The sequence below is a fragment of the Desulforhabdus amnigena genome (genome assembly GCF_027925305.1).
Classification (GTDB): Bacteria; Desulfobacterota; Syntrophobacteria; order Syntrophobacterales; family Syntrophobacteraceae; genus Desulforhabdus; species Desulforhabdus amnigena.
Genome location: NZ_BSDR01000001.1, coordinates 713,091 through 739,429 on the forward strand (window position 1 = coordinate 713,091; position 26,339 = coordinate 739,429).

A 26,339-nucleotide genomic window follows, 5' to 3' on the forward strand; every position below is an offset into this window, starting at 1 on the left:
AGATTGAACCATGTGATAATGCCAGACACCTTAAAAATTTTTTATTGATATTGTAGGCAGTCAGACATGCACGTGGTAGAAAAACACGTTTCACCTTTTCGTATTCTCAAGGGCTAAGGTGAAACCCGAGCAGGTCGGATGCCGCTCCTTCTACAAAAAAAATAAATTATTTTACCATAAAAGTAATAATGTTGGAGGTTCGATACGCTACTTTGTCTTTTGAATTTGACCGTGAGGCCTCATGGCGCTAGATAGGGTTCTTCTTTTTTGTGGGCTTCTTGCATCAAGAAAGGGAGGTACAGGCGGTTGAAAATCGTGTTTTATTTTGTAAAGATAGTTGACCTGATGATGTAAGCGGTAGAAATATTTGGCAATGATTTTGCTTTAACTTCGATTCACTTGCAGTTGCTCTCACGGGATGATCGAGAACTCCAATGCAAGGCAGGTGGCGAGGTTTCCGGGAGGTTTTTTTAGATGGTTTTGGGTTTGAAGAAAGAAAATCTGTTATTGGCTTTAAGTATTCTTGGACTCATCGTTGCCGCAGTGGCGGGTCTGGCAGAATATGTGCAATGGATTGGTGCTCTTTGCTCCGGATTCTCTACGGGTTGTAAGGAAACAGCTCAGTTCACATTACTGGGGCTCCCATTGTGGATTTGGGGAGTCGGCTATTACCTGTCATTGTTGTTATTGCTCTTCTTCAAAGTGCGAGGCGCGATATTTTGGTGGGTTGCTCCAGCCATTGGAGTCGAATTCAGCCTGGTCTGGATCATGTATTCCATCAGTGCACTTTGCGTCTTCTGCCTTGCAAATTTGTTGGTGGTACTTCTGATCCTGGTTGTCTTTTTGGAAAAAGAACGGCTGTGGCAAACGCTCGCCGTCAGTTTGCTTGCTTTTTTGATTTCCGTCTTTGTGATCACCAAAGAAAATCAAACCATGGCTTCCCCTATGACAAAAATGGAGGACCATGAGTCCGGGATTGCTGCGGTCGTAAAAGGACAAGCCATCACAAACCGGGAGTTGGAAAATCCACTGGCTTTCAAAATTCTGGATTTGGAAAAGCAGATCTATAAACTGAAGCGGGATCGTCTGAATGATATGATCACCGAAATGCTTCTTGAGGGAGAAGCGCACAAAAAAGGTATTTCCATTCAGGAGTTGATAGATGACGCCATACTGTCCAAACCCATTGAAGTCAGCGATGATGAGGTAGAAAAATTCTATATTGAGAATCGTGCCAGATGGCCCGAATGGGATGGGTCTGAGGAGGATCTCAAGAAACAGATCAAGGCTTCTCTCACGCGCCAGAAAGCATACGACAAAGCGAAGAAATTTGCATGGTCCCTAGCTAGCAAAGATGACGTGATCGTTTATCTCAAAGAACCGCAGCTTCCGAATGCGGATGTGAGTATAGGAGACAATATGTCGGATGGTCCTGCAGACGCTCCGGTAACCATTGTCGAATTTTCGGATTATGAATGCCCTGTCTGCCGTAAAACTCATGTTCTCACGAAAGAAATCAAGGAGATGTACAAGGGGAAAATTCGTTGGGTCTTCAAGGACTTTCCACTCAGACAGCACCAATGGGCTTCTCTGGCTGCCGAAGCTGCCCGTTGTGCCGGTGAGCAGGGGAAGTTCTGGGAATATCAGGATCGCTTGTATTCCAGTGATAAGGAGTTGACGGTTGAACAGTTGTCTTTCATTGCAAAAGATCTGGGAATGAAACCGGAACCGTTTGCTGCATGCCTCAGCAACGGTAAGTATCGAAACGAAGTGGAAAAGGATCGCCAGGAGGGCAAAGTAAACGGCGTTTCCACGACACCCACTTATGTAATCAACGGCAAATTTGTTCCGGGTGCGCCAACCCTGGAACAATTCAAGGAGATGATCGAGGCCGAATTGGCTAAAACAAAACCGAAAAGTTAGAATGGTTTGGCGCTTTGCGGCGTTCCGCTGAATGGTTAAGAGATGCAGGACTGAAGGGGAGGACATGAAAACTGTCCCGGCCAAGAGAACCATCGAACTCGTCAAGGGTGAACTCAATTATTATGAGGTTCTGTTGGTGAATGAAAGTGCTACTGCGCAAGAGATAGATCAGGCCTTCCAGCACTTGAGCAGGTTGTGGAGGCCTGATCTGAACGCAGATAGAGCCGAAGCCTTGGAACATTTTCAACTTATCTGCAGGGCTCACGACGTTCTGAGCAACCCTGAACTGCGGCGTGCGTATGACCTGGAAAATCAAAGTTCGACCGAAGATCACGAGATCACGAAATTTGAGGATGGAATGGGTTCCCGACTGATCGAATGGTTCCGTGCAGATGTCTGGCGATCGAGGATGGTTGCGGGTGTACTTACTTTTTTGGGGTTTGTCATCGTTTCCTATGTTGGAGATTTTCTTACACCGGTTGAACAAGCCTCGAAGACAGAACCTGTCTTTTCCGGTTTCGCCTCATCCGATAAGGCGCTTCCACTCGATAGGGTGAAGAAGGGAAAAGAGAGTCCATCCTTGTTGGCTTCTGCAGAGAAAATTCTGGCTATCGACAGTTCTCTTCCTAAAGAAATAATGCCGGCGTCTCCTGCCGTGGAAGAACAAGCGCGAATTGAAAGCCCCAAAGGCGAGTTTTCTCCTAAAGAGACAAGTGGGCTTTTGGAATCAGTTCAAAAAACCTCGCAGGAGCCACAACCTGTAGTTCCGTCGGAACCAAAACAGGAACCGTCCGCAAAACAGTCCTTGAAGACGAGTTCGAAAACAGGGGAGGGTGCCAAGCAATCTCCTTTAAAGGGGAAACCCGCAAAGGCTTCTTCAGGTATCAAGCCGACTGCGGGTTCGTCTTCCTCAAAAGTTCCTTTTTCGACGTCATTGGAAGCAATGAACGTTCAAAAGCGAAGTGCAGAGAAGAAACCGGACCTCAGCTCTTCTTCCGACGAACCGGATATGTCACCGAACGGATTTTCAGACTCTCGCAGCGAAACAACGCCTGAAATGAAGAATGACGTAAAGATTCAGGAAAATATGCTGCGCTTTCTCAATCGGTATACACAAGTCTATGAAAAGAAAAATATTAAAGCCTTGGAGGAGCTCTTTGAAAAGGATGCGTTGGAAAACGGTGAAGCTTTTTCAAGCCTTCGGCCGCTCTATCAGAATAATTTTCATCGAATAAAAAAATTTCGCTACGATATCGAAATCCTCAGTTGGAAGTCCATTGAAGGAGGATTGGATGTAATGGGCAAATTTTCCCTGGATTCGGTGATAAATGAGAACATGCATAGAGAATCCAACGGTCCTCTTCATTTGATTCTGACTCGACATGGAGAGGATTTTCGAATTCGCACACTGGATTATCAGATCGAAGCGACAAGAGAATTTGTTGATACGGTCAAATAAGGGAGTTGGCGGATTCTAATATCCCTTTACCACAGAGAGCATTTATCCTTTTTCCAGCACATTGACAATGTACTTGTAAAGCTTCTGAGCATCGTTGTCCGGCAGAGCCGTTTTTGGAAACGAGGGCATGGGAGCCTCGGGATTTCGAAGCCAATCAAGAAAAGTGTTGAAATTGGCGAGCTTGGAAGAGCCTTTCACGGGGTGGTCGGGACTGATGACGTTTCCTCCATTCAAGTGGCATCCCGCACACTTTGCCTTGAAGATGTCTTGGCCCTCTTTGAAGCTTTCAGCGAGTGTGACATCTTTAGCACCGTACACCAGTTGTCCTCCAAAGTATCCGAGCCCACCCACCGTGAGGAAAGCCACGAAATAGATGGTCAGCAAAAAAGTGGATTTTTCTTTTCCTCGTCGGCCTACGATGAATCCAAGAAAAAGGAGTCCCAAAAGGATTCCAGCCAAGGCTAGTTTCACCATAATGGGAAACAGGAAAGTTCCCGAATAAAAATGCTGCCAATCCATGAAACCAAAAAGCACAGTGGGAAAGAAAAATGCAAAAGCTAATAAAAAACAATGCCGACCCGATTGTGCCAGGTTGGAGTACACCCTGAAGCGGTCCAAGGCAGCGAATATGAATGCTCCGGCAATCAATCCGATGACCAAATGAACTTGAGTGGGATGTATGGGATGGGAGTACCCCATAGTGGATAGAAAGGAATAAAATGAATTGATTGCATCATTCATAATTTTATCTCCCTATAACCGTCTTACCAACTGGTGCGGTTCTTTTTTGGCGACTCAAGGATCATCGTTCGAAAATGCCATTCCTCGAATGACAACTTTTATAAAAAATAATATTTAATTTCAATAGCTTAAAATTATAAATGGCGTGATTTGGTTTAGATTCTTCCCCTCTCGGGAAAGAATCTAAACCTACGTTTTCATCCTTGGTTGTGGCTGTCCCAAGTTAATAGGAATTAGTAACCATTTTTCTTGGACTGATCGTAAATATATCCTCCTGCTGCTCCCGCAGCACCACCGACGGCGGCGCCGACAGCCGGCGATCCCCCTGTGATAGCGCCAATTGCCGCCCCCGAACCTGCACCAATAGCTCCACCACTCAAAACGCGCTGTTGAGTTGTGCTCATTCCTGCGCAGGAAGTCAGTGAAAATAAGAGAGCAACAACAAGCATAACATATTTAATGGTATTCATGAGATACCTCCTTTCCACCTATTGTTTTAGTATAATTTTATTATTAAAAATAAGAACCCTCATCCTTGAGTGCAATGTCTATGATGTCAACTCTGGAATCCTTGATGCCGTTTGGTCGAGAACCGGAAGTGAATGTCTTGGGGCATGACTCTCAAAGTAAGTGGAGGGGGCACCTGGTATAAGAGGTTTCTCGCCGGGATTTTTATAATGATTGGGCTGGGAATTATGGAACGCGAAGCATTCCAAGCTATTCAAATTCTTTTGCCAAATTTGTATAAAAATGATATGAACCCATCCGTTCGACAGAAGGAAGGGTTGAAGGGTACGCTCTCTGGGACCATGTGGTTGGAGTCGTCTTTGAGCCTACTTTTAATGTCATCGATTGATCCGGGTTTTGAGCGAAATTATCATTTCATAGGGTGGATCGGCTGTGTCGGTGTAATACAGTTTAGGGATTTGTCTTCAATCCTTCCAGAACAGGAAAAATCGGTAAAATGAAATGAGTTAGGGAGCTTAGCCTTTTGGGAAGACTCCCTTTTTTCTTTTTGCTTGTAAGATCAGCGAGGAAAGTTATGCAACGGTCTATAATTTCAATAGTTTTGGTCTTTTTCTGCATAAGCCTTTTTTGTTGCGGGCGGGTTTATGCCCAGGACCGAGGCATCATCATCACACAGAAGGCTACGCCTTCCCTCATGAAAACCGAACAACGTGTGGCGCTTGTCATCGGGAATGGCAATTATGAGTCCGCACCTCTTCGAAATCCTGTGAATGACGCTCGGGCAATGGGTAAGGCATTGAAGGATCTTGGATTTGATGTTGTGGAAAGGGAGAATCTCAATCAGAAAGATATGAAACGCGAGATCCAGGCATTTGGTGAAAAGCTTCAGAAAGGTGGGGTTGGCCTTTTTTATTACGCTGGACACGGGATGCAGGTGAGCGGGCGCAACTACTTGATTCCTGTCGGTGCCAATATCGAACATGAAAAGCAGGTGGAATATGAAGCGGTTGATGTCGGTTCCGTCCTGACGGAAATGGACTACGCCCGCAACCGCTTGAATATCGTGATTCTCGATGCTTGCCGCGACAATCCTTTCGCCAGAAGTTTCCGGTCTCAATCCCTGGGTCTGGCTTCAATCAATGCGCCGACTGGAACACTTATTGCCTATGCCACTGCACCGGGTTCGGTGGCCAATGACGGCCCTCAGGACAATGGCGTCTATACGGGCGAACTCATTAAAGTCATGCTGCAACCCGGGCTGAAGATCGAGGATGTCTTCAAGCAGGTTCGATCCGCCGTGAGGGAATCGACGGGCGGAAAACAAGTTCCCTGGGAGTCTTCTTCCCTGGAAGGCGATTTCTACTTCCAATTGCCGTCCGGGGATGTCGCTCCCACGTATGCAACGGAGCGCACGGCGCCTGTGAGTGTTCCTCAAGTCCCCAGAGGTGATAGCGCTCCTCATACTGCTCCCAAAATCTGGAAAGAGCCAGTTACCGGAATGGAATTTGTTTGGATTCCGGGTGGCTGTTATCTCATGGGGAGCCCTCAAAACGAGAAAGGAAGGGAAGCCGATGAGGGGCCCGTGCACGAGGTTTGTGTCGATGGATTTTGGATGGGCAAGACAGAAGTGACCAATGGTGAATTCCGGAAGTTTCAGCCCACTCATGACAGTAAAGATTACCAGGGATATTCTCTCAACGGGGATGATCAGCCTGCGGTTTATGTAAGTTGGAAGGATGCCAACGCCTTGGCCCAGTGGCTGGCAAATAAGAATGGCGGGCAGTATAAGTTCAGACTCCCTACGGAAGCGGAATGGGAATATGCCTGCAGAGCCGGGACGGAAGGCTCTCATTATTGGGGAGACGACCCCAGTCGAGCCTGCAGTTATGAAAATGTCGGTGATCAGACCACTGGTCGCCAGTGGAAGATGGAGAATGTGCATGACTGTGAGGACGGTTATGCTGTGGTGGCTCCTGTCGGCAGTTTTCAGCCGAATGCATTTGGCCTGTATGACATGCTGGGGAATGTTTGGGAGTGGTGTTCCGACGTTTATAGTGCTGACGCATATTCGAAACACGATAAAAACAATCCTGCGTTTTCCGGCGGTAACCCCGGTGCCGAACGAGTGATCCGCGGAGGGTTCTGGCATGGAGGGCCTGATAAGGTGCGGTGCGCTCTTCGTGGTGCAGGTTTACCTGGGGGAATGAATGACGACTTGGGGTTTCGGCTGGTGCGAGAACCCTGAAAACATAAGTGAAACGAGATTATCAGTAAAAAGGCATCTGATCTCCACTTTTGGCAAGTCTGCCGAAAAACCGAAAGGAGAGGAGAGTATGTTCTCTTTGAGTGGTAAATTGAAACAAATGAAATGGATGACATGCGGACTGACGCTCTTGATCTTGGGGCTGATGTTCTGCCTGGAGGGCGGAATCGCTTCCGCCTCTGGTGTACAGGCTGGAGAGGTCATTGGCTTTCGTTGGGCATTTGGTGCTTTGTTGGGAAATAACAATGAGCGCAAGCTCGAGCGCGTTGCCGAGGAAGCAACGCTGAAAACCGGGGATCAGTTCAAGATGATGGTCGAGCTCGAGAAGCCCTGTTTCGTCTATGTGATCTATTATAATTCTAAAGACGGAGTGAAGATGCTCTTCCCCTATGATATCAACCAATTCCAAACCGACTATCAGGTCGCTAAAAAGTACTATATCCCTCAGGGGGATGCCTGGTTTGAGCTTGATCAACATGTGGGGCGGGAGACTTTTCATCTTCTCGCTTCCGCACAGAGGCTCACCGCCATGGAGGAATTGTTCAACGAGTATGAAACGGCCGATGCAGCCAAAAGGTCCGAACTCATAAAGCGAATCCTTTATGAAATCCAGAGCATCAAGAATATAAATCGTGAACTGGCTGCGCCCGCTGAACGTCCCGTGCCCATAGGAGGGGCCATTAGGGGCATGGAAAAAATTCAGGGGAACAATCTCCCCGATGTGGCTTCTATAGCCGAAGATATTGCGTGTACTGGTTCCATTGCGAGGACCTACAACATTGAGCACCAATAGTAGAAAAAAAAACGGGGTTGCTGTCACACTGATTGTGACCTCGTTTTTCATGGCGCGTCTATGTTTTCTTCTACTTCCCCACATCTTTGAACCCTGGAATGCCAAGGCGATCGACCAGCTCTTTATGCTCAGATCGTCTTACGATTTTCTTCAACCAACATATGACAATACCATTGTCCATGTCGATCTCAATAATACGACTATCCAGAAATTCAATAACTTTTATCTGAATCGGTCCCATTACGCTCGCGTCATCCGAAATCTTGGGGAAATGGGAACGGCAATGCAGGCTTACGACTTTATTTTCGCCGCACCATCCAACGAATTGGATGATGCGGCGTTGATAGATGCAACGACTCACGCCGGAAACGTATATTTCGGAGTAGCTTTCGCCTTGTCTGATGGAAATGGTGAGGTGGACAGACAGCCTCCCGATCGTAAGGCCTTGGAATATCTCAAGGCAACAAACTGGCATGTGAAGGCACAGGGCGAAACTTCGAAATTCTTTGTGGGCTCTCAGCCACTGCTCACTTTTTCCGGCCTCGCCACAGCATCCAGGGGGGTGGGATTTCTAAGTATCCAAAGTGACATGGATGGTGTCTTCCGGCGTGCTCCGCTGCTGGTGAAATATGAAAAAGGCTTTTATCCCAGCCTGCCATTTCGCGTTGCCTGTGATTATCTCGGAGTTTCATCCGAAAACATTGTCATCGGTTCCGGGAAGATCGTTCTGAAGAAAGCCCATAAACCGCAAGAAAAAGAGATTCATGATATAATCATTCCCATTGACGACCATGGCAACATGCTGATGAATATTATAGGTCCGTGGGAAGCGATGAAGCATTATAATTTTGCCGATGTTTATCGTGCCTCGGATGATCCCCTTGAAATGGAACTTTGGAAAAAAGAATTGAAAGGAAAAATAGTTGTAGTTTCCGATGTTTCCACTGGTTCTACAGACATTGGTCCCGTGCCGACGGACATCAATTTCCCTTTAAGCGGTCTTCATGCAAACGTCATTCATACTATTTTGACTGAAAACTTCTTGAAGGAGCTTTCAGAAGCTCAGATGACTTTGTTGGAAATGGGGATTGGGGTCTGTCTTGTGATCCTCGCCATTTGTCTCTCCCCCATAACTTTCGTCATGGGAAGTGTGGGATTGGCTGTGGCTTACAGTTCAGCTGTGGCTCTAAGTTTTTTTCTCGCCGGCACCATACTGCACTTGGTGCGCCCCCTTTTTCTCATAGGAATTTCAACAGCCCTCATCACTGCCTACCGCTATGTCAGCGAGGAAAAAGAAAAGCTTGTCTTACGCAAGTCCTTCGAGGCTTATTTCCCACCTTCCGTCGTCAAGAAGATTATGGCCAACCCGGAAATGATATCCAACAAGGGGCAGAAAAAAGAACTGACGATACTTTTCAGTGATATTAAAAGTTTTACCACTTATTCCGCATCTCTCACTCCCGATGAGATACGGAGAGCCCTCAATGAATATTTTGAGGCAATGGTCGAGATTGTCTTTAAATATGAAGGCACAGTGGACAAATACATCGGTGATGGCCTTATGGTGTTTTTTGGAGATCCTGAACCCCAGAACGACCATGCATTGCGTTGTGTTCGTTCAGCTATCGAAATGCAGAAAAAAGTCAGAGAATTGAAGCAAAAGTGGGAAGGAGAAGGGGGGATACCCCTTCAAATTCGCATCGGGATCAATACGGGTGAGGTTGTGGTGGGCAACATGGGGTCGTCCAAGCGTCTTTCTTATACAGTGCTTGGTTCGGCGGTGAACCTGGCACAACGTCTTGAATCCAATGCTCCCGTAGGAGGGATTCTCATTTCAGACCGCACCCATGAACTGGTTAAAGGCAAAGTGCCCACCGGTGATTTAAGAGAAATTCAGGTGAAGGGAATAGATATGCCCGTGAGAGTCTGCGAAGTCTATGTTGAATGAAGAGGTGGGCAAAGTGGAATTTTACCCACCCGACGGTAGAACTTTTATTTTCAAGAAATGGTGTTGAGTTCCTTCTCTCTTGGGAACAAGGGCAGGTAGCGGTAAGAAAGGGATAGAATCAGCGCACAGTAAGCGAGCATTGCAATGATGGGAGCCCATTCGTATATGGTGGGGACATAGACTTCCCATTTATCGAAAGGCATCACGGGGGTTGCCAGGGTCTGGACCGTCATTACGAAACGATTGATGATAACGCCGATACAGACCAGCAGGAAACTGCTAAAGACGATGAAATGGTTTTGCCTGCCCCTGGAAGCCGTCAAAAGGATTGCGGGCAGCACTCCACAAAGGATGATCTCGGTAAAGAGGAGCCACATGCCGTAAGGCGCCCGGTAATAATCGCCCAGCTTGAAACCCAGTTCAGGAGAGAGAAAGAAGGCCCAATAGACTGTGTCGGCGATCTTCAGAAGAATATAGATGGAAAGAAGCGTACCGACGATTTTGGAGATGAGTTCGTATACACTTCGATCCACCAATTTTTTGCGGGTGACGATTTCCATCGAACGGCAAACGAGTGCAGTAAACGCAGGGCCGGAAGCGATGGCGGAGAGGATGAAGAGGAAAAAAGTCCAGGGCCAGACAAAAAAGCCGGTCCGGTAGGCGAAGGGACGCGCAAAAAGCACGCCGGCCACACCTCCAAGAGAACCCTGATGGAAGAAACTCAAGAAGGTTCCGGTGAGAGCAAAAATGGCCATCATGTCGTGTAGAGTGTGCCCGAAGATGCGTACCGGATGAATAGCATCCAGCTTACGGTTCTTGAGAACAATAGGAACATACTCTATGACCAGAACGATGGCATAACAGGTGATGCAAAAGATCACTTCCGTCAACATGGAATGAACATTGGCATGCCAGTAGCCAAACCATCCGCGAAGAGGCTGCCCTATTTCCAGAAGCAATACGGCAAGTGCTCCAGTATAGCAGACAAACCCCACGATGACCGCAAGATTGATGATCTTGTGAAGTTCTCTAAGCGCGGGGAAAAATCTCGATAACCCGTAATATAGGAAGCCTGAAAAAAAGGCGCCGGCTCCCAGTGCGATGATGGCCAAATCTGCCGTAATATAAAGTCCGAATCCAAAATGGTTATTCAAACCCGTAACGTTCAGCGCCTGTATGAGGACAACCACTCCTGCGTATACTCCCCATCCTATGAGAGCGGCGAGTACCAGAATCCAGATCCCAAACGCAGGAAGCGAACACCGCCTAACTCCTTCGGGAATCAACGCCTTATCCATTATATATATCCCTCGCATTTCCATTGTGATATTAGGTTGAGTCTGTAGATGCAAAAACATTTATGCTTTTACATACTCTTATGCTTATGCTTTCAGCTTTGCTTTTTTGCCCGCCATGCCGGGGGGAGTCACCCGATCTAAAACCCCTTGTCCGCCTGCTTTCTTACCCAGTCATGCTTGCTGAGGTAGTAAACCTTTGGTTCCGTGTGTAATTTGCTCAAAAGTCTGAAAGCACGGGGATCCTTGATGAGTGCTGCGACCTCCGATTCAGGATCGTTTAGATTGCCGAAGGAAATCGCCTTGGTTGGGCAGGCTTCGGCACAAGCAGGAAGGTAGGTGGCCTTGTCGGGATCGGTCTCTTCAAGGTAGGCTTTGGCACGGGCATTGAGAAGTCGATGGTGGCAGAAAGTGCACTTTTCCACCACGCCTCGCATGCGCGTGCTCACTTCAGGGTTCAACATGGATTCCATGGACTTTGGCCAGGAAGGATCCCACCAGTTGAAATCGCGAGCATGGTACGGGCAGGCCACGATGCAGTACCGGCAACCGATGCAACGGGGATAAATGTGTTCGACAATGCCGTTTTCCTCATTCCGTGTGGTGGCGTTCACCGGGCATACGAAGGTGCAGGGTGCATGGTGCGGTGCATCGCAATGCATGCAGGGACGTGGCAGATAAGTGTATTGATACTCCCCGTAATCCTTTCCATTTTGGAGATAGAAGACCTCCATCCATGTAATGGAGCGCAGCTTGTTGGTTTCATCCGGCCGGAAGGAGATATTGTTTTCCGCCTGGCAGGCGACGCTGCAAGCCATACAACCCGAACATTTATCAAGGTCGATTACCATTCCAAAGCGGACTGCACTTTGTTTTCGTTCTTCTTCACTCACTGGTTACCCCCAATTTTGTTCAGGGCCGAGAAGGTTGTTTCATTGAATTCCTTCGGACCTCTCAATAGAGCCCAACGGAAAGATTACAGATCAAGGCTGAAAGCTGCGCGGATCGGGAGCGGGTATGATCATGCGCGACGCAACTGTGCACGAGCAGCCCAGGCAGTTCCGAGCCCTGATACGGGATCCATCTGAACCTCCAGCAGCTCATTGGGATTGGCTCCCTTGCTCTGGATGTATTGATCGTAAGCCTTGTGGCCCAGGCCCTGTGGCATATAGATGACATCCAGACGTGCCCCGGGGAAGAGATGAACCCTGACAATACACTCTCCTGCAGGAGTTTTGAGTACTGCGCGATTCCCTTCATCAAGCCCCAAGGATCGAGCGGTCTCAGGATGCAGCTCCACAAAGGAGTCGTCGTTTCTTAAAATAAAATCCCATAATGTTTTGGTCATGAAAGGAGGATTCGGCAAATATCCATGAGAGAGAAACAAAGCTTGATAGGAAACCAGCGTCAAGGGGTACTCTTTTTCATTTCCCGAGAGAGCGATGGAAGAGAAATTCGGCAAGCATTGTTCATCCTTTCCTGCCTCTAGCTCCTTTGACTGCAGTGATTGAAAAGCGAGCTCTATTTTCCCGGATGGGCTTTGCACAAGCTGAAGCGGATTTTGAGGCGCATCATACCAGCACTGTCCCGAAGCGAGCTTCTTCCACAGATCGGCTCCATCCTTGTAATTGGCCTTCGGGGATGCTCCCTCCGGGGTTTCCTGCAGTTGCCTCGCTGAGGTCTGGGCAACCGCACCTCTTCCGGATGCAGCCAACCCCTTTACCCGATCCTGAAGAAATGCATCATAGCTTTTCCATGGCAGGGCATCGGCGACCGACCCGCCCATGTTTTTTGACATTTGAAGGAGAACATCTCCAGAGTGGCGGGTATTCCATTGAGGGGGCAGAATGGGAGCTGCGACTGCGTAATAAGCCTGGGGCAGTCCGGGAACACCGATGACATCGTCATACCGTTCGAAGGCAGTATGGTTGGGAAGGATAATGTCGGCCTGCAGGGAAGTTTCATCCATGTAGGAAGAAAAGGATACGACCCACCCTACCTTTTGAATAGCCTTCTGAAAGACCTGATTGCCTGGAAGGCTATAGGCCGGATTGGCTTCATGGATCATCAAGACTTCGATGGGATAAGAGGGAGCCTCGGACAGATTTTTAAGGAACCCATAGAGGCTCTTGCGGGAAAGAGGAATATCCTGAGCTTTGACCTGGTCAAGGCTCTTCCGAGCCAGCCCTTGTTGTGCCACTTCGTCTGCAAGGACCTGGGGCATGGGTCCAAGCGGTACAGATGGGGCGAGGGATATCATGCCCTGGGATTTCAGATTGCCTTTGAGTACATTGAGGGCAAGAAATGCCAGTTCATGATGGACTTTTTCCGGGAGGTCCCGGCTTTTTCCCCATACTGCGACAGCGTTGGGCTGTGTGGCAAAATCTTTGGCCAGTTCGACGATCTTGGCTGGTTCAAGACCGGTGCGCCTGGATGCCTCTTCAAGGGAGTTTTCCGAAGCCAGAAGGAAACTCTTGAATCCTTGCCTCGCTTTCCCCTGACTGTCGGTCCAGTCCTCGAAGCCAAAAACGTTTGTAGCCACGTAGGATGTGTCATAGAGGTTTTCCTTCACCATCACATGGGCAATTCCAAGAGCAAGAGCCGCCTCGCTGCCGGGAATGATCGGGATCCACCGGTCGGCTTTTGCTGCGGACATGGAACAGCGCGACTCGATCTGGATGATTTTGGCTGAAGGGGTTTTGTTCTCACTCTGTGCCGCATTCCAGTCTCCCCAAAGGGCCAGCATACGTCCGGGGCTTCCCCAACCTCCAATGAGATCGGATCCAAAGCTGAGGATATAAGATGCTTTCTCCAAAGCAAATGCCAGAGGCTCCTCTTTGCCCAGCGTAAGAAAGGCTGCAAGCTTGAGGCTATCGGAGTGGGAGGGCATTTGGAAAAAGTTGGGAGACCCGTAGGCGTCGAAAAATTGTTGCCATAAATCCCTCATGCTGCCTTGTCCCTGCCCAGTGATGCAGGCCACTGCGTGAGGAGTCCCCCCCGTTCTGAGATTCACCAGTTTGTCGAGCAGTTCACTCATCGCTTCATCCCAAGGGATGGGTTTGAAGCCGGAGGCTTCCCCTCTCTTCTGAGTCTGCTTTATGGGTTGAGTGATCCGGTAGGGAGCGTAAAGGAACTGAAGTCCTGAAGCAGCAAGTGGACATATTCCTCCTCGATTGATGGGATGCTCCGGGTTTCCTTCCAGCAAAACGGCCCGGTTGCCATTTACCAGGCGAGCCCGAATGCCGCAACCTCCTTCACACAAAGTGCAGATGGTGGCTTTCTTAGTAATCGGCCCACGTTCCGGCGATGGACGCCATGACCAGTTTTGGCTCCAGATGGCGGAATCATCGGCCAATTTCCATGGCAAAGGTGAAAGCAAAGTACCTCCTACCGCGCCGGCAGCAAACTGTAAAAAAGCTCTCCTACCAAACATCATCCCTTTGAACCTCTCGTCGATGCCATTTTGTTGGAACTTCTTGCCACTGGAAAATCTTATGAATGCTTCTATTTATGGCAGGTATTGCAATTATTGCTGATCCCCCGGTCGGCATGGCACTTCTCACAGGCATCCATCTTCATGGTATTTTTGCTGTAGCCGGTCAAACGGTTCTCTTGGTAAGGGGGAAGCTTTTCCTCGGAAGAGACGTCGCGATGGCATGCCACGCATTCCATTCCCCCAGCTTTATGAGGGGCATGAGAAAAGTAGACATTGTCCGGTTGCCAGGCATAAACCCGCCAGGGAATTTCGCGGTCCTTTTGAATATACTCTTCCACAAGGATTCGCTCGTCTTCTGTCTCTCCCATGGGCGCCTCGTGGCATTCCTTGCACTTTTCAATCCTGGGAATTCCCGAATATGTTCCATCCTCTCTAAAAAAATGACAATCCTCGCAACTACTGTCTTGATGGGCAACATGACTGAATTGCATCGGCTGCATGCGTTGCGAATAGATGAGATTAGGAGAGAGAACCCAGCCGAAGACCAGGGCAACGATAAAGCCGGCAAAGAAAATGGCGCCGCCAACCCTGCTTTTACCGGAAGTATTTTTTTTCTCTTCATTCATAAGACAAGCCTCAGTTGCTCCCATTTGACGATCCTGATGTTTTACCCTGAAAACATAGATGATTTTCGTGTAACATCTATGTCACTATTAGGGTGGAATCTTATTGCCCTTGGAATTCAGAGCAACATGGACAACTATTTTTTTTACGAATGATTTGTCTAGTAAACGCTCTTGAATTGCCTTGTCAAGCGAAAAGGAACATATCGATATTATTAAATAATATTGATTTATTTTGCACAAGAATCCCTAAATCATGTGCCATTTGTCACAACGTGGCGCAACGAAATGAAACAGCTTTTCTGTCATGCTGAAACAATCTGGTGACAATTCGCTTGATTCGTATTCGCCATTTTATACAAAAGCGGGTAAAGAGACTGCTTCGAAAAAATCGAAAGGGAATGTTCCCGTTTGTCTTGAATCTTGTACCTGCTAGCCCATAGCATGGGTTCGATCACAACTCAAAAGATCCTGGAAAGGGGTGAACACTCCATGAAAGTGATGACTTTCAATCTCCGTTTTGAAAACGACCATGATGGTGAAAACGCTTGGGTCTACCGCCGGCAGGTGGCCCTTGACCTGATTCAAAAGTATCGTCCTTCCATATTGGGAACCCAGGAGGGCACCAGGAAGCAACTGGATTATCTCCAGAAATACCTGTCGGGATACAGGATGCACGCTCCAGAGAGAACCTGGGACGATACCTGCCAATATCCCACCCTTTTTTACAGGGAGGATGGGTTCGAAGTGATGGAAGGTGGGGAATTCTGGCTTTCGAAAACCCCGCAAACTCACAGAAGCAAGGACTGGGATAGTGCTTTCCCGAGAATGATGAGTTACGCTTTGTTTCATGATCGGGCTGATTCAGGTTCTTTTTGGGCTGTTGTCACGCACCTGGATCATATAGGAAGTCGGGCGCGTATCGAGCAAAGTAAAATGATTGCGGCCTGGCTGGGAAAACATTCGAGGCCCCGCATTCTCATGGGTGATTTCAATGATCGGCCTGACTCTTCGGTTCACCACATACTGACGGAACCTGCCGAGAACATGAAGGATACGTGGGATGTGCGGGGTGGAGTGGAAAGTGAAGAGACCATGACGCACCATGATTTTCACGGGGTGCCGAACAAATTTCGAATGGATTGGATATTGGTGAGCTGCGAATTCCGGGTTCTGGATGTTCTAGTTATCCGGGATCACAAAGGAGGGCGTTATCCATCGGATCACTTTCCCTACCTTGCGGAATTGACATGGGCATGATTGCCTGCCGTCCCCTATTGTACGCGGTTCGCTTGGGAAATGGCTCAGTGTAAATTGGATTTCTTTCCGGCTGCATGTAGAGGGGCGCCGGGCATCTTTAGATATCGATTTTTTCGTTACAGAGGATACGGTTTATACAGGAGGAATGATGCAGGACACAATTCGAGTGGCTTTGATTCAACCCAAGCCTTACCCTTCACTTGACGATCCCAGGAATATCGGTCATGCCATGCAGTTACTCGAACGCTGCCGCGGAGAAAGGCTGGATGTCATTTGTTTCCCTGAATATTTTCCCTATCAGGGTGAACGTGAGCTCGCCGGGGCGGCGAGACAGCACAAGGCTTATATCATAGCGGGTCTTGTGGAAGCTGAAGGGGAAAAGCTCTATAATACCGCAACCCTCTTCGATAGGGCCGGACGCCTTCTGGGGCGGCAGCGCAAGCGCAATGTGAGCGTGCTGGAACGGGAGCAGCTGGGAATCTCTGCGGGAGATGGCGTCTTCCGAGCTTTTGCCACGGATTTTGGTAAAATCGGCATACCGGTCTGCATCGATTTCTGGGGACAGCCCGAAGCGGGCAAGCAGTTGGCCGAACAGGGTGTCGACGTGGTTTTTAATATAAGCCTTTTTCCTGTTCTACGTGGCCACTGGAAAGTAGGGGTCCTTACCAGAGCTTTTGACAACTTCTTCGCAGTAGCGGGAGTGAACACCGCAGATTACAATGCATTGTTTGGTGAAAAGCGAATACACCATCACGGAGGGGGAAGTTTCGTAATCTACCCGCCCAAGATGCTCGACAAACAGGATTTTCGCCGCTGGATAAAGAGCTTGAATGACATCGAAGACTGGGTGCGGGTAAAGCTGGATGGTTTGGAACAGGTTCATTTCGTGGAGATCCATCTCGGCACTGTGAGGCGTTTCCGTGAAGACTTTCGAAATCGCTTCGGTTTCCGGCAGTACTAGTGGGAATCTTCAAGACTTGCTGCAAAAGTCGGAGAGAATTCCATTTGGCAAGAATCCGTGAATAGGGGTTGCTCGATATGGAAAGACCTAAAAGAAACATCTACTTGAAAATGCGCACCCTTGAAGATGCCAGAAGCATTTGGGAAGAAAGAACGTCGGGCATCCGCTCTTCCATGGCGGTTGTCTCGACACTGGACGCCTTGCACCGGGTCACGGCTCGGCCCGTGATTGCATGCCGGTCGGTTCCCCACTATCACGGGGCAGCCATGGACGGCATTGCGGTGAAAGCTCAGAGCACCTTCGGAGCCAGTGATGTCCATCCGCTTCGCCTTCAAATCGGAAAGAAGGCATTTCCCGTAGATACAGGAGATCCCCTACCACCGGAAACGGATGCAGTGATTATGATCGAGTACGTGGAACAAGTTGGGGAAGGGGAAGTGGAAATTCGTTCCTCCGCATTCCCCTGGCAACACGTTCGAAAAGTGGGTGAAGACATTGTGGCAGGCGAACTGCTGCTCCCGGTGAACCACAAGCTGAGACCGGCAGACCTCGGTTCTCTGCTTGCAGCCGGCGTTCTTCAGGTTACGGTATATGCTCCACCCAAGGTCTGGATTCAGCCCACAGGAACCGAACTCATTCCTGCCACCCTGGCACATGAGGCTGCGCCCGGGCAAATCATCGAGTTTAACGGCACCGTTCTTTCCGGCCTCGTCAAGGAATGTGGTGGCGAACCCATTCTGCGCGACATTATCCCGGATGAGTACGAGCACATCAAGAAGATGCTTCAGGAGGCTGTGGCCTCCTCCGCAGAGGTTGTCCTCGTCAATGCCGGTTCCTCGGCGGGGTCGGAAGATTACACGGCGGCTATCATCGACGAACTGGGAGAAGTCCTGGTGCATGGCGTCACGATGATGCCGGGGAAGCCGACCATCCTGGGATTTATTCAGGGAAAGCCGGTGATTGGAATTCCGGGATACCCCGTTTCAGGAATTCTGGCATTCGAACAGTTTGTCAACCCACTCCTCCATGCGCTGCAGGGCATTCCCGCTCCTTCCTTTGCCCATGTGGAAGCCCAACTGGGAAGAAAGACACCTTCCAAATTGGGCTTGGAGGAATTTGTGCGTGTCATTCTGGGAAGAGTTCAAGGAGAGCTCATCGCCATGCCGCTTCAAAGGGGGGCGGGAGTGATCACATCTCTCACCCGTGCAGACGGATTGTTGCGCATTCCTCAGGATCTGGAAGGAGTGGATGCGGGTGAGAGAGTCCGAGTGCGGCTCCTTCGTCCTGAAGAGCAGCTGGATCATACCCTCATCATGATCGGAAGCCACGACAATACTCTTGATATACTTGCCAATGAATTGAAAAAGCGCGACAGCCGAGTTCACCTTTCATCCAGCAACGTGGGAAGTCTCGGGGGGCTTATAGCCATCAAGCGGGGACAAACACATCTGGCTGGATCTCATCTTCTCGACACGGATAAGGGCGAATATAATTTTTCCTATATCGAACGCTATCTGAAAGGGACCCCTTTGAGGCTCGTACAACTGGCTAACCGACAGCAGGGATTCGTGGTGGGCGCCGGCAACCCGAAAAACATTCAAGGTATCGGAGACCTCGCCCGGAAAGATGTGACATTCATCAACCGTCAGGCTGGTTCGGGTACACGTATTCTTCTGGATTATTCATTGCAGCAGGCGGGGATCGCTTCGGATTCCGTCCAGGGATATGACCAGGAGGAATTCACTCATATGGCCGTGGCCGTTAATGTTCTAAGCGGTCGGGCCGACGCTGGCATGGCCATCTATGCCTCTGCAAAGGCTCTGGGGCTTGACTTCGTTCCCGTAGCCGAAGAGCGTTATGACCTGGTGATTCCTGAAACGAGCTGGAATGACCCTAAAATACAAATTCTCCTTGAAATCATTGTCTCAGAGTCCTTCCGCCGGATGGTTACCGATCTCGGTGGTTACGACGTCAGCGCTTCAGGCGCTCTTATGGGAATTTGGGATGGTGAGAAATGGATTCGGACAGAACACAGGGATGAGCGATAGAAAAATAGAGCGACCGGCTTATATCGAACTTTTCGAATCGGGAGTGCTTGCAGAGCGCTCTCGCATTCTGGATGACGCAATGGCCTGCTGCAATATTTGCCCAAGGCAATGCGGTGTCAATCGTAAGGCGGGGAAAACAGGTTTTTGTGGAGTGGGTCCAGAAGCCAGGATAGCTGCCATGAGCATCCATCCCTGGGAAGAACCCCCCATTTCGGGAACGAACGGATCCGGAACGATCTTTTTCTCCGGATGTACGCTCAAGTGCCTTTTCTGTCAGAATTTTCCCATCAGTCAGATGGGGGTCGGGCGCAGCATGAGCCCCGAAGATCTTGCGGTTGGAATGATGAAGCTTCAGAAAAAGGGGGCGCACAATATCAATCTCGTGACCCCTACGCACCAGACGCCGGTTTTTTTAAAGGCTCTCCTTCTGGCTATACCCATGGGGTTGCACATTCCCATCGTCTACAACTGCAGCGGTTATGAACGGGTGGAAACCCTGCGTCTCCTGGAGGGGGTGGTGGATATTTATCTCCCCGATATCAAATATGCCGATTCCAAAGTGGCGCAGACCCTTTCGGGAGCGGCGGACTATGTGGAATTCAACCGGACGGCCCTGCGTGAAATGTGGCGCCAGGTGGGACTTCTCCAGATGGATGAGAAGGGGCTTGCGCGCAAAGGCATGATGGTTCGCCATCTTGTTTTGCCGGAAGACCTGTCGGGAACTTTCGAGAATCTGTCCTTCCTGATGCATGCCATGGGGCCTGAAGTCTGGGTCAGCCTCATGTGCCAGTATTTCCCGGCGCACAAGGCTTTTCAGGTTTCACCTTTGGACCGAAAAATCACTCTGGAAGAATATGAAAAGGCCTTCGATCACTTGATGGAACTGGGAATGCTGAATGGCTTCGTTCAGCGGCATTCCGAAGAGGAGGAGGTCTTTTGTTGACCTTTAAAAAAAAGAGGTTTCCAACAATAAAATGACCGTCTCCGAAGCAGCGAGAATTCTGGGTCTCTTCGAACACACCGTTTCTTTCCCCTTTATACTGGATGAAATTCCACTCGGTATCGCCGTGCTCGATGCCGAACGCCGCATTGTTTTGCTCAACAGAACGCTGGAGGGATTGACGGGGTTTGTGCGCCGGGAAGCGCACGGCATTCCCTGTGCTTATATCCTTCGCAATAATATCTGTCTTGAAAATTGCCCTTTCCTCAATATCCAGGAATCGTCCGAGCCCATTTCCCTGGAAGGAAACATCATCAACCGGGATCGCCAGAAAATTCCCGTGAGGATCACTTTCGCCCCTATCCGCGATTCGGTGGGTAAAATTGTCGGCTTTCTGGAAGCGGTGGAAGATATTCGGGCTCTTCGAGCCAAAGAGGGAAATATCGGGAAGGCCTACAGCTTCGGACACCTGATCGGGCGCAGCCCTCAAATGGAGAGGATCTTTCAGGTTCTTCCCGTCATCGCTCAATCCGATTCGTCCGTATTGATCACAGGAGAAACCGGCACAGGAAAAGACTTCGTGGCTGAAGCCATTCATCAGGCATCCCCCCGAGCCCGCGATGCTTTCATTAAGGTCAATTGCGGAGCCCTGCCGGAAACCCTCCTGGAGTCGGAACTTTTCGGTCATCAGAAAGGGGCTTTCACGGGGGCTGTCGAAAACAAACCGGGGCGATTTCGGTTGGCGCACAACGGCACGCTTTATCTCACCGAAATTGGTGATCTTCCCCTCTCCCTGCAGGTGAAGATTCTCACCTTTCTCGATGACAAGGTTGTGTATCCTCTGGGGAGCACCAAGGGCTTCCAGGTCAATGTTCGAATTATCGCCGCAACACACCGGAATCTCGAAAAAATGGTACGTGAGGGGCGGTTTCGTGAAGACCTTTTGTTCCGATTGAACGTGGTTCGTCTGCAACTGCCGCCGCTGCGGGAGAGAGGCGACGACGTTCGCCTCCTCCTGGATCATTTTCTGCATGCGTATGTCTCGCAGTTCAAGAAACCGGTTCAAGGCTTTTCATCCAAGGCGCTCAAAATCCTGATCGATTACAGGTATCCGGGGAACGTGAGGGAACTTAAGAATATCGTGGAGTATTCCCTGAATATCTGCCAGGAAGATCGCATTCAGCCCAAGCATCTTCCCGCCTATCTTACCGAACCTGGAGTGGCTCACGAGATGAGGAGCGAGGAGACAGTGCCTCCCGCCTTTGCGGTACCTGTTCAAGGCAATGAGGAGACGAGTTGCGACTGGGCAGCCATGGAAAGAAAACTGATTTTGGATGCTCTCGTGCAGGCTAAAGGACGAAGAAGCAAGGCTGCGGAGCTCCTTGGATGGGGAAGAAGCACCTTGTGGAGAAAAATGAAACAATATGGGATGGATTCTTAAAAATGCTGTACTTGAATGAAGCAATTTGGTACTCCATTGTGTGGCTGCTATGGTAAAGAGAGTATTAATATCACTTTACGGGAATGATGTCGCTCCCAGGTTCGATCTGGCGACGGAAGTGTTGATCGCCGCAGTGGGAGAAGACGGAAAAGTGGTGGAGGAAAAGATTCTCGTTCTTCCCCAGGCTTCGGCGGAAAAGCTCTGCCACATGGTCCTCACGGAAGATGTCCAGGCGGTGATTTGCGGGGCTATTGAAGAAGAATATCACCAATACCTCACCTGGAAGCGCGTCCAGGTGTTTGATTCCGTCATAGGTTCTGCAGAAGCGGTGTTGAACCGGTTTCGGCGGGGAATGCTGAAACCGGGAGACATCCTTTTTGAACGGGAGGTGAAGGGAGACAGATGAAGGTCCAGGAGTGGTTCAAGAGTTTTCATCTTTTGGATTTTCCTGAAGAAGGAGAATCCCCCGTACGCTACCGATTGCTCCGCCGTAATATGATGATCTTGATGATCGTCATCACGATCGTTCCCCTCCTTTTTATGGCGATTATGAACTATCACCAGTATCAGTCCACTCTCAAAGACGAGATCGTCAATCCTTTGAGGGTTCTCGTGAACAAAACGAAACACTCTTTTGAGTTGTTTCTCGCTCAGCGGCTCTCCACGGTGAGTTTCATCGCTTCTGCCTATCCTCTTGAAGAATTGGCGGATGAAAACGCTTTGAACCGTATCTTCAGGGTAATGCGGCAGGAGTTCGGAGGGTTCGTCGACCTGGGCCTCATCGATGACAAGGGGGTCCAGGTCAGCTATGTGGGGCCCTACGACCTCAAGGGGAAGAATTACGAAGAACAGAGCTGGTTTCATGAAGTGAGGATTCGGGGGACCTACATCAGTGATGTTTTTATGGGATACCGAAAATTCCCTCACATTGTTATGGCGGTGCAGCGCCGGACGGACGGTGGGAGCGCCTGGATACTGAGGGCCACTATCGATACTGAAAAATTCAACGACCTCATTGCCTCCATGCAGCTGGATCCCAGTAGCGATGCGTTTTTGCTCAACAAGAGCGGTGTTTTTCAAACCCCGTCCAAGCGGTATGGGGGGGTCCTGGACCAGTTTCCGCTCGTTCTTCCCCCTTTCAGCAGTGAAGCCAATGTTGTGGAAGAAAAGGACCCGCAGGGTCGGGAAGTCTTGATAGCCTATACCTATTTTCTCCACTCCCCCTATATCCTGGCTGTTGTAAAGCCCCGGGGAGAAGTGTTGAAGGCCTGGTATACGCTCAAGACAGAACTCTTTTTTCTGTTTCTCTTCAGCGTGGTCGTCATTTTCCTTGTAGTTTTAAAGCTTACGGATGTCATGGTGCGGCGCATGCGGGAAAGTGACGAAAAGCGGGAAGCCGCATTCAGAGAAATGGAGCACACGCATAAGCTTTCCTCTATAGGGAGGCTCGCTGCGGGAGTGGCTCACGAAATCAACAACCCACTGGCCATCATCAACGAAAAGGCGGGCCTGATGACTGACCTGCTCGAATACAGCGAGGATTTCCCGGAGAAGGAAAAGTTCAAGGCGCTGGCCGAGGTGATCCTTCAATCGATCAATCGGTGTCGTTCCATTACGCATCGCCTTCTGGGATTTGCCCGCCGTATGGAAGTCCAAATCGAAGTGTTGGATCTCAACGAAGTAGTGAAAGAGACTTTTACTTTTCTTGAAAAGGAAGCCCTGTACCGGAACCTGGATGTCCGTCTTCAGCTGGCGGATAATCTTCCTAGAATCGCGTCCGACCGTGGTCAGTTGCAACAGGTCTTTCTCAATCTGCTGAACAACTCCTTTGCTGCAGTGGAAGACGGTGGGATCATTACGGTCACCACTTACGAAAAGGACATGGATACTGAAGCGGTCTCCATTCAGGACAATGGTTGCGGGATGTCCGAAGAAACCATCAAGCACATTTTTGAGCCATTCTTTACGACGAAGAAGGGGACTGGAACGGGCCTGGGGCTCCCCATCACCTATGGCATCATCAAAAAGCTTGGTGGCGACATCGAGGTTCAGAGCAAAGAGGGCAAGGGAACGACCATGACGGTCTATTTGCCCAAGAAACCACGGAATGGATCTGGAGTTTAGATAATGAGCAAATGGAAAGTGCTGCTGGTTGACGATGAGGTGGAGTTTGTCACGACCCTTTCCGAAAGACTGAATCTGCGGGGAGTTCATGCCCAAACGGCATTCGACGGCGAGGAGGCGTTGCGGTGCCTTGAGGAGGATCCTCCGCAGGTGGTGGTGCTCGACATGATGATGCCGGGTTTAGGAGGATTGGAGGTCCTTCAAAGGATCCGAAAAGAATATCCGCAGATTCCGGTGATTCTGCTTACGGGGCACAGTTCCACCAGGGATGGAATGGAAGGGATGCGGCTGGGGGCCTTCGATTATTTGATGAAGCCCCTGAACATTGGCGAACTCATAGAGAAAATAGGCAAGGCGTTGGAATCGGTGGGTGGGAAATGAGAGAGATCTTTGCGATTCCACAGGGAACGGTTCTTTGTAAATGAGGGTGTGGAGGAAGGTAGATTTATGATTCGGCGAATATTACCGTTTGTTGACTGGATTAAGGACGTGAACCTCATGACGCTCAGAGTGGACTTTCTGGCCGGCCTGACCGTTGCCTTGATCCTGATTCCTCAATCCATGGCATATGCACAGCTTGCGGGAATGCCTGTTCATTACGGGCTTTATGCATCTTTGCTTCCACCCCTTTTGGCGGCTCTGTTTGGTTCCAGCCGTCAACTGGCCACGGGTCCCGTGGCGATCGTTTCTCTCATGACCTCGGCGGCCCTGGGTCCCATGGCGACAGCGGGAAGTGACGCCTTCATAGGGTATGCGATCCTGCTTGCCCTGATAGTGGGTCTGTTTCAGCTCTCTTTGGGGGTTTTGCGCTTAGGCCTCGTGGTCAATTTTCTTTCCCACCCTGTTGTGAACGGTTTTACCAATGCTGGTGCCATCATTATCGCCACATCGCAGTTGTCCAAGATGTTCAATGTTTCCGTCGACAGCGCGGAACATCATTACGAAACCGTATACAAGGTCATCCTCGCAGCGCTCAACTATACGCACTGGCCCACATTGGGACTAGGGGTCTTGGCCTTCGTGATCATGTATGGCCTGAGGCGCATCGACAAGAGGATCCCGTATGTGCTCGCAGCCGTAGTGGTGACAACGATCATTTCGTGGGCTACGGGGTATGAGCGCAACGTGAAGGCCCCTGTCAGCGCCATCGTTTCCGGGGACGTTCAACGATTGATCCACGATTTCAACGCAGCCGTGAATGAAAACAACAGGCTCGCCGCTGAAAGGACCAACCTCACTCCCAGGATTACGGAAGCTGAGGAAACCCATGGTGTTCATTCGCCTGAGTTCCTGAATCTGCAACACGAAGCCAATTTGATGACCGCCAGGATGGATCAGCTCAAAGAGGAAGCCAGCACCATCAGGGAAAAGCTGCGTGCATGCCTCTTTACAGGAGTTGAAGGGCCCGATGGCAACCGCGTCTATTATTTAAAGAAAGATCTACCGGCGGACATGAAAAGTGACGGGCGCATTTGGAGAATCAAGGTAGGCAACAAGCCGCTGGATGAAAACGCCTTGTCCATGATGGGTGGGGGAAGCGTTGTCGGAAGCATTCCTGCAGGCCTTCCCGCTCTCACGGTTCCAAAAGTAGACATAAAGATCGCTCTTCATCTCCTTCCCATCGCAGCCATCATCTCCTTGCTGGGATTCATGGAAGCCATCTCCATCGCCAAGGCCATGGCCGCCAAAACAGGGCAGCGCCTCGATCCCAATCAGGAACTCATCGGACAGGGGATTGCCAATATCCTGGGAGCCTTCGGGAAGAGCTTTCCCGTTTCCGGGTCTTTTTCCCGTTCAGCGGTGAACATTCAAGCTGGGGCCGTCACGGGACTTTCCAGCGTTTTCACCAGCATCACGGTAGGGGTCGTGCTCCTCTTCTTTACCCCCCTTCTCTACCATTTGCCCCAGTCCGTTTTGGCCGCCGTCATCATGATGGCGGTCATGGGATTGATCAACGTCAGCGGTTTCATTCATGCCTGGAAGGCCCAGTGGTACGATGGGGTTTTTTCGGTCATCACATTTGTGGCCACCCTCATTACGGCTCCCCATCTGGACAAGGGCATCATCATCGGTGTGTTGCTCTCGCTTGGAATGTTCCTTTACAAGAGCATGCGGCCCAAAGTCACGACGCTCTCCATGTATCCCGACCGTTCCTTCCGGAGCGCGAAGGACTTTGGTCTCAAGGAATGTAAACACATCGCCATGATTCGTTTTGACGGGCCTCTCTTCTATGCCAACGCGGGGTATCTGGAAGATCAGATTTCCGACCTGATGCTGAACAAAGAGGATCTCAGACACATTTTGATCGTGTCCAATGGAATCAATGACCTGGATGCCTCCGGTGAAGAAATGCTCTCTCTCATTGTGGACCGCGTCCGAAGCGCTGGGTATGACATATCCTTCTCGGGTATCAATGAAAAAGTCCTTGCAGTAATGAGACGTACCCATTTATATGAAAAAATCCGTGAGGAAAACATATTCCCCACCATGGTGCAGGCGGTCGAGGTGATTCATGGGAGAGCGCATACGCAGTGCCATGAAGAGGAATGTCCGCTGATGTCGGTTTGTTTTCTTAAATAGGGTCGTCCCCCTCTCGAACTTGGAGGAAAAGATACC

General features: G+C 49.8%; 21 protein-coding genes. 15 read left to right on the plus strand and 6 right to left on the minus strand.

The annotated features are described in order from the left end of the window. Positions 1-474 precede the first annotated feature (474 nt). Both QMG16_RS03180 and QMG16_RS03185 read left to right on the plus strand, forming a co-directional pair. Positions 475-1,923: a thioredoxin domain-containing protein gene (locus QMG16_RS03180; protein WP_281792222.1), complete on the plus strand. Its 1,449-nt coding sequence runs from the start codon at positions 475-477 to the stop codon at positions 1,921-1,923. 64 nt (positions 1,924-1,987) lie between these two features. Then, positions 1,988-3,382, plus strand: coding sequence for a J domain-containing protein (locus tag QMG16_RS03185; RefSeq protein WP_281792223.1), 1,395 nt, complete (start codon positions 1,988-1,990; stop codon positions 3,380-3,382). Positions 3,383-3,424: 42 nt separating this feature from the next. On the opposite strand, the gene QMG16_RS03190 is transcribed toward QMG16_RS03185, so the two are convergent. Together QMG16_RS03190 and QMG16_RS03195 are read right to left on the minus strand one after the other, a co-directional pair. Further along, complete coding sequence (locus QMG16_RS03190; RefSeq protein WP_281792224.1) at positions 3,425-4,123, minus strand: DUF2231 domain-containing protein; 699 nt, start codon at positions 4,121-4,123, stop codon at positions 3,425-3,427. 233 nt (positions 4,124-4,356) lie between these two features. Further along, entirely contained in the window at positions 4,357-4,593 is a 237-nt protein-coding gene (locus QMG16_RS03195) for a YMGG-like glycine zipper-containing protein (protein ID WP_281792225.1), read from the minus strand. Between the two features lie 132 nt (positions 4,594-4,725). Between QMG16_RS03195 and QMG16_RS03200 the strand changes: the two genes are divergently transcribed. The 4 genes from QMG16_RS03200 to QMG16_RS03215 all read left to right on the plus strand — a co-directional run bounded on the left by QMG16_RS03200 (position 4,726) and on the right by QMG16_RS03215 (position 9,595). Further along, positions 4,726-5,091, plus strand: coding sequence for a hypothetical protein (locus QMG16_RS03200; RefSeq protein ID WP_281792226.1), 366 nt, complete (start codon positions 4,726-4,728; stop codon positions 5,089-5,091). 194 nt (positions 5,092-5,285) lie between these two features. Further along, a complete protein-coding gene (locus QMG16_RS03205) occupies positions 5,286-6,836 on the plus strand; it encodes an SUMF1/EgtB/PvdO family nonheme iron enzyme (RefSeq protein WP_281792227.1) in 1,551 nt (516 codons plus the stop codon). Between the two features lie 88 nt (positions 6,837-6,924). Next, on the plus strand, positions 6,925-7,647 hold the full coding sequence (locus QMG16_RS03210) for a DUF4384 domain-containing protein (RefSeq protein ID WP_281792228.1): 723 nt from the start codon (positions 6,925-6,927) through the stop codon (positions 7,645-7,647). Next, positions 7,634-9,595: an adenylate/guanylate cyclase domain-containing protein gene (locus QMG16_RS03215; protein WP_281792229.1), complete on the plus strand. Its 1,962-nt coding sequence runs from the start codon at positions 7,634-7,636 to the stop codon at positions 9,593-9,595. The genes QMG16_RS03210 and QMG16_RS03215 overlap by 14 nt, the downstream gene beginning before the upstream one ends. A gap of 50 nt (positions 9,596-9,645) precedes the next feature. On the opposite strand, the gene qrcD is transcribed toward QMG16_RS03215, so the two are convergent. The 4 genes from qrcD to qrcA all read right to left on the minus strand — a co-directional run bounded on the left by qrcD (position 9,646) and on the right by qrcA (position 14,952). Continuing rightward, the gene (qrcD, locus tag QMG16_RS03220) at positions 9,646-10,893 is read right to left on the minus strand and encodes a menaquinone reductase integral membrane subunit QrcD (RefSeq protein WP_281792230.1); all 1,248 of its coding nucleotides are present in this window, start codon (positions 10,891-10,893) and stop codon (positions 9,646-9,648) included. Positions 10,894-11,030: 137 nt separating this feature from the next. Continuing rightward, positions 11,031-11,741 (minus strand): menaquinone reductase iron-sulfur cluster-binding subunit QrcC, encoded by a 711-nt coding sequence (qrcC, locus tag QMG16_RS03225; protein ID WP_373878707.1) that lies wholly within the window; start codon positions 11,739-11,741, stop codon positions 11,031-11,033. Positions 11,742-11,911: 170 nt separating this feature from the next. Beyond that, positions 11,912-14,326: a molybdopterin-containing oxidoreductase family protein gene (locus tag QMG16_RS03230; RefSeq protein ID WP_281792232.1), complete on the minus strand. Its 2,415-nt coding sequence runs from the start codon at positions 14,324-14,326 to the stop codon at positions 11,912-11,914. Between the two features lie 68 nt (positions 14,327-14,394). Further along, positions 14,395-14,952, minus strand: a complete 558-nt coding sequence (qrcA, locus tag QMG16_RS03235) for a menaquinone reductase multiheme cytochrome c subunit QrcA (protein ID WP_281792233.1) — start codon at positions 14,950-14,952, stop codon at positions 14,395-14,397. A 489-nt stretch (positions 14,953-15,441) separates the two neighbouring features. Between qrcA and QMG16_RS03240 the strand changes: the two genes are divergently transcribed. The 9 genes from QMG16_RS03240 (at position 15,442) to QMG16_RS03280 (ending at position 26,303) form a co-directional block, all read left to right on the plus strand. Further along, entirely contained in the window at positions 15,442-16,209 is a 768-nt protein-coding gene (locus QMG16_RS03240; RefSeq protein WP_281792234.1) for an endonuclease/exonuclease/phosphatase family protein, read from the plus strand. 145 nt (positions 16,210-16,354) lie between these two features. Continuing rightward, positions 16,355-17,170, plus strand: a complete 816-nt coding sequence (locus tag QMG16_RS03245; protein ID WP_281792235.1) for a carbon-nitrogen hydrolase family protein — start codon at positions 16,355-16,357, stop codon at positions 17,168-17,170. 77 nt (positions 17,171-17,247) lie between these two features. Then, a complete protein-coding gene (locus QMG16_RS03250; RefSeq protein ID WP_281792236.1) occupies positions 17,248-19,218 on the plus strand; it encodes a molybdopterin biosynthesis protein in 1,971 nt (656 codons plus the stop codon). Further along, the gene (locus QMG16_RS03255) at positions 19,208-20,161 is read left to right on the plus strand and encodes a radical SAM protein (RefSeq protein WP_281792237.1); all 954 of its coding nucleotides are present in this window, start codon (positions 19,208-19,210) and stop codon (positions 20,159-20,161) included. The genes QMG16_RS03250 and QMG16_RS03255 overlap by 11 nt, the downstream gene beginning before the upstream one ends. Positions 20,162-20,192: 31 nt before the next feature. Beyond that, complete coding sequence (locus QMG16_RS03260) at positions 20,193-21,599, plus strand: sigma-54 interaction domain-containing protein (protein ID WP_281792238.1); 1,407 nt, start codon at positions 20,193-20,195, stop codon at positions 21,597-21,599. A gap of 49 nt (positions 21,600-21,648) precedes the next feature. Further along, positions 21,649-22,005: a NifB/NifX family molybdenum-iron cluster-binding protein gene (locus QMG16_RS03265; protein WP_281792239.1), complete on the plus strand. Its 357-nt coding sequence runs from the start codon at positions 21,649-21,651 to the stop codon at positions 22,003-22,005. After that, entirely contained in the window at positions 22,002-23,723 is a 1,722-nt protein-coding gene (locus QMG16_RS03270; RefSeq protein WP_281792240.1) for a sensor histidine kinase, read from the plus strand. The genes QMG16_RS03265 and QMG16_RS03270 overlap by 4 nt, the downstream gene beginning before the upstream one ends. Before the next feature lie 3 nt (positions 23,724-23,726). Continuing rightward, positions 23,727-24,104, plus strand: coding sequence for a response regulator (locus QMG16_RS03275; RefSeq protein WP_281792241.1), 378 nt, complete (start codon positions 23,727-23,729; stop codon positions 24,102-24,104). Between the two features lie 66 nt (positions 24,105-24,170). Next, positions 24,171-26,303 carry a SulP family inorganic anion transporter gene (locus QMG16_RS03280; RefSeq protein WP_281792242.1) on the plus strand — a complete coding sequence of 711 codons (2,133 nt, stop codon included), beginning with the start codon at positions 24,171-24,173 and terminating at the stop codon, positions 26,301-26,303. The last annotated feature ends 36 nt before the right edge of the window (positions 26,304-26,339 follow it).